Source organism: Roseateles sp. P5_E11 (assembly GCF_054049355.1).
Map to the genome: position 1 here is coordinate 1 of NZ_JBFUMO010000462.1, position 4703 is coordinate 4703.

Here is a 4703-nt window from a genome sequence, read left to right on the forward strand (position 1 = left end):
GTTCACGCCAGGCCGGGTGCGCGCGGGCGACTACACCTTCAATGTCGGAACGGCGGGTAGCTGCACGCTCGTGCTGCAGACCGTCTGGCCGGCATTGATGCTGGCCGATGAACCCAGCCAGTTGAAGCTCGGGGGCGGAACCCACAACCCCATGGCGCCGCCGTTCCATTTCCTGGAGCGCAGCTACGCGCCGCTGCTGCGCAAGCTCGGCGCGGAGGTCGAACTCGAACTGCGTCGCTTGGGCTTCTACCCGGCCGGCGGAGGCGAGATCGAAGTCAAGATCTGGCCCGCCGGCGACCGGCTGCAGGCTTTCGATTTGAATGAACGCGGCGCCAGGCTTGAGAGCTACGCCGAATGCTTTGCCCCGGCGCTGCCGCGCTCGGTGGCTCGGCGTGAGCTGCAGCAACTGGGCGCGGACCTCGGCTGGAGTGACGATCAGCTGCGCGAGGCAGCCAGCCGCCAGAACGAAGGGCCGGGCAACGCGCTTCTGGCGACGCTGGTTTACGAGAACGTCTGCGAGGTCGTCACCGGGTTTGGCGAGAAGGGCGTCAGCTCCGAGCAGGTCGCGCGCGATGTCGTGCGCGAGGTGCGGGCATACCAAGTCAGCGAAGCCGTGCTCGGGCCTCATCTGGCCGACCAGTGGGCACTACCACTAGCGCTTGCCGTGTGGCGGCGTGGGGGCGAGGCGTCGTACACCTGTACGGAGCTGACGCCTCATGCAACAACGAACTTCGACGTGATCGAGCGGTTTTTGCCGGTGAAGTTCTCAACCGCGGCAATCGCTGGCGGCTTCTCAGTCAAGGTGCAGGTTGCTGACCCATCAGTCGGGCAATCCCTGTTGTAGGAGCTATTGCGACTGAGATATTGTTTTCGAGCGGCTATGGGGGTCCTTCCTTCTAAAACATCTGAACCTAGGGCCCCCGCTTTCCGCTCATCGCCTGCCTCTGGCAGGCGATCTTGTTTCCAGGGAGGAGACGATGAACGAGATCTACCTGCGCCGTCGATCGCGGCTGCATGTGCACCCGGGAACGGGCGGCGTCACGCCACAGCAGATGGCGACGATGCTCAAGGAGCTTGAGCCGCTGGGCTTCGTGCTGGCCGATGAAGTGGTTTCGCGCCTGTCCACACTGACACCCGAGGAAGTAGCGCGACTTCTGCGCGAGGCGACGCAGGAGATGCGCAAGCTCGTGGGCGCGCACCGCCAGCACGTGCCATTGCATCCCGGCTTTCCGACGCAGGTGATGGCGCTGACGGAGGCGCAGCTGTACCTCGACGCGGTGAGTCACTACGTGAGCCTGCGCCGGTTGCCGGCCACGGACGAGCAGCGCCCGCCGCTGCTGCACAACCGCTCCCCGCGCGTTGTGGAACTGGGATCAGTGGAGGACTTTGAGTCCATCTGCACGCGGCTTGCGGGATCGGCTGCATCTCTGTCTGTACAGGAGCAGGCCGACCTGACCTGGTTCGTGCGTCAGTACCGAGCCGATGTGTTTCGCCTGCTGCCAGCGAAGTTTCCGTTCAAGGAGAACCTGGCCTTGCTGGGCGCCCAACTGGTGTTGCATGTGGGGGAGGACGAGCGCACGCAGCGCTTCGTCGAAACGCATTTCCGCACTGCGACCGACGTGCTGCGCCTGGCCGCGGGCTTGTCCGGCGGCGATGTGTCGCTGGCTGCGCCTTCGCGCTTCGCCCGCTTCCCGCGCCGTCAACGTCGGCTGCTGCTCGCCCTGCTAGAGGGCTGCGGCGGCCTGACGGAAGACATGCGTCGCCGCGTGGAGCAATTCAAGCGCCTGGGCGAGCGACTGCATCCGGGAGAGCACGCCGAGCGCTACCCGAAGACGGCTGCAGCATTTACGGTGATCCGCGACGGCTTGCCCTTCACGAGCTTCAACAGCCGCGTGGAGCTAGCCTTGATCACAGGCGACGTTGCCGGTGCGGCGCAAGCGTTGGAGGCGCGCCCGGGTGAATACGCTCGCCGGCTGGACGTACTGCTACGCAAGAGCGGCGAGCCCAAGGCGCTGCTGAAACGCTTTGCCGAGTTGGCGCCGCGCGTGTCGACTGCCGTGCTGCTGCAGGTGCTCGCGCATTTCAAGGTGCGCGCTGAAAAAGGGCGGCTGCGCGTGTTCTTTCCCAAGGGCGATGTTGCCAAGGTGTTCGCGCTGCGGGACCGCCGCGCAGCCATCGACGAGCGCATCGCGCAACAGGTGGTGCAGGGTTGCGAGGAGGCGCTGTTGGCGCGCTTCGCGCAGTTGCCGCCTTTGGGACGCTGCTACGTGGATCCGGCGTTGGCGAGCTACGTCGTGCCGTTGGCACAACGCGCAGCGTCCAAGACGCTGCGCACCTTTGCGCGTGGCAGTCGCATTCCCGTGCCCGACGGCGGCTTCATCCGGCTCTTCCTTTGGTGGATGAACGACCGGTCGCGGGTGGACATCGACCTCTCCGTGGTGCTGTACGGCGATGACTACCGCTACATGGACACGGTCGCGTTCTACAACCTGCGCAGCTGGGGTGCGCACCACAGCGGCGACATCGTCGATGCCCCGAAGGGCGCGGCCGAGTTCATTGATCTGGACCTGCAGATGCTGCGCGCCCGCGGCGTGCGGTTCGTGGTGATGTGCGTCAACAGCTACTCGGGCCAAGCCTACTGTGATCTCCCGGAGTGTTTCGCGRGCTGGATGTCCCGCATGAACCTGAACTCTGGCGAACCTTTCGAGGCTCGCACCGTGGTGGATCGTGTAGACCTGGCTTCCGACGCGCACATTAGCCTGCCGCTTGTGCTGGACCTGCAACGGCGCGAGGTGTTGTGGGCGGACATTGCATTGCAAGAGCATCCGCGCTTCGCCAACAGCGTGGCGAGCAATCTGGCCGGCGTGTCGTTGATGCTGCGCGCGCTCCATGAGATGGTGAAACCAGACATGCATACGCTGCTATCGCTACACGCGCGGGCACGCGGCACCGTGGTGGACAGCCACGAGAACGCCGACACCCGCTTCGGGACGACGCGTGGATGCACCGTCACGCCTTTGGATGGCGACCTGATCAGGTCGGAATATGTCCAATAGGTGCCCCTTGAACGGGGGGCCGTTTGGCAGCGAAAGCCGGCGCTTCACGATACGGGCCCGGCATCCTGGACAAGTAGCACGCGAGCTCTACTGATGCTGAATTCACGGCAGGACGCGTATGAGTTGCTACGTGGTCTCGGGGCGCCGCGGCGACTCGTCTTGCATCTGCAGCTGGTCGGCGAGGCCGCTGATCACCTGATTGACGGGTATCGATCTCTCGGTCTGGATTTCGATTCCCACTTGATTGAGCTGGGGGCAGCTGTGCACGATGCAGGAAAGATCCTGCATCCAGGGGAGCTGAAGGGGCCTGGCGCAATTCATGAGCGCGCGGGCCAAGACCTACTCCTGGCTCACGGCGTTGATCCAAGAGTTGCGCGATGCTGTGTGACTCATGCCAAGTGGCAGCTGTCGGGCGTCACTTTCGAGGAGCGCTCTGTCGCGCTTGCCGACAAGTTGTGGAAAGGCAAGCGAGACGAGGCTCTTGAGTTGGCGGTCATCGACGGGGTCGCGATGAGACTGCAAGTCGCGCGCTGGGACATATTTGAACGCCTCGACGCCATATTCGAAGCAATTGCCTCTGAAGCAGAGAGTCGGCTGGAGCGCAGCCGATGCTTTGATTAGCAAGCGGCACTAGCGTTGGGCATGGCGCTGGCTTGACGCCTCCTATAGACCGGGTGGCCAAACATTCGCAGTGTTGCGCGGCGATGATCGTGCTGTCATTGCACGGCAACTGCGATCGGCATTGATCGAGAACTGGTCAGTGGAATCCGGGAAATCTCGTTGCGGGTTCCGCGGGTGCCCACAACCAAATTCGGACGACAAAATGAAAAAGCCCCTCACCGCGAACGGGAGGGGCAAAGGCTGAAAGGTGTTGCTGCTGCGGTTAGGCGAGCCGCGAGCCTCGCGGCAGCTTAGCTGCCAGCCACTCGTGGACGTCCACGCGGATCTTGCGTCCCTTGAGCAGGAAGTCTTCGTGTCGACTTGGCACATACGGCATGAAGCACAGCGGCATGCGGGCTTCCTCAGGTGTCCGGTTGGCCTTCAAGGAATTGCACGAGCGGCAGGCCGCGATCGTGTTCATCCAGGTGAGGCGTCCACCCCGGGACTCAGGGACGATATGGTCGACCGTCAACTCACGTTCATCGAACAGCTCCGTGCAGTAGGCGCAGGTGTGGCGGTCGCGCCGAAGCAGCTTGACCTTGGAGAAGACGGGCACCAGATCAAACAGGTTGATCCGTGAGGCACCTCTCAGCGCGATGATGGGCGGCACTTCAACGATCGACTGCAGGCCAGTCAGCGAGTTGGTGCCACCTCTTAGCACCGCCAGAGGCGCCTCACCCACAGTCCAAACCACGGAATCGGTAGCCAGATGGCCCACAGCTTCCTCGACCGAGATCCATGCCTGCGGGAGGCCGGTGATGTCGAGTTGGAGAACTTCGTGCTGCATCGGGCGTTCCTCCTTTCTGATGGTCAGCGTTGGTGGCGCGATTTCGCGCGGGATTTGGTTCTGTCGAACCGGCTTTGGTCCCCGCCGCAGGGATCGAACCTGCACGCCTTACGGCACGAGCACCTCAAGCTCGCGCGTCTGCCTGATTCCGCCAGGCGGGGTGGGGAGATGAGACTTGGGGTGTGCGATCGGTTTCGAAC

Annotated in this window: 4 protein-coding genes and 1 tRNA gene; 3 read left to right on the plus strand and 2 right to left on the minus strand. The window is 63.6% G+C overall.

What is annotated here, in order from left to right:
* The 3 genes from ACXJKR_RS24595 to ACXJKR_RS24605 form a co-directional block, all read left to right on the plus strand.
* Positions 1 to 844, plus strand: an 844-nt coding sequence (locus ACXJKR_RS24595; RefSeq protein WP_457325048.1) for an RNA 3'-terminal phosphate cyclase, incomplete at its 5' end; no start/stop codon positions are given.
* 133 nt (positions 845 to 977) lie between these two features.
* A complete protein-coding gene (locus tag ACXJKR_RS24600; RefSeq protein ID WP_457325049.1) occupies positions 978 to 3056 on the plus strand; it encodes a TerD family protein in 2079 nt (692 codons plus the stop codon).
* A 159-nt stretch (positions 3057 to 3215) separates the two neighbouring features.
* Positions 3216 to 3677, plus strand: a complete 462-nt coding sequence (locus ACXJKR_RS24605; protein WP_457325050.1) for an HD domain-containing protein — start codon at positions 3216 to 3218, stop codon at positions 3675 to 3677.
* A gap of 262 nt (positions 3678 to 3939) precedes the next feature.
* Here the strand turns inward: ACXJKR_RS24605 and ACXJKR_RS24610 are convergent, their stop codons facing one another.
* The gene (locus ACXJKR_RS24610; RefSeq protein WP_056199995.1) at positions 3940 to 4503 is read right to left on the minus strand and encodes an HNH endonuclease; all 564 of its coding nucleotides are present in this window, start codon (positions 4501 to 4503) and stop codon (positions 3940 to 3942) included.
* 75 nt (positions 4504 to 4578) lie between these two features.
* Positions 4579 to 4664, minus strand: a tRNA-Leu gene (locus ACXJKR_RS24615).
* Between the last annotated feature and the right edge of the window lie 39 nt (positions 4665 to 4703).

What these genes read in the sequence shown, in the direction of transcription:
- ACXJKR_RS24610 (WP_056199995.1), bottom strand. Translation starts at nt 4,503, where the DNA reads ATGCAGCACGAAGTTCTCCAACTCGACATCACCGGCCTCCCGCAGGCA.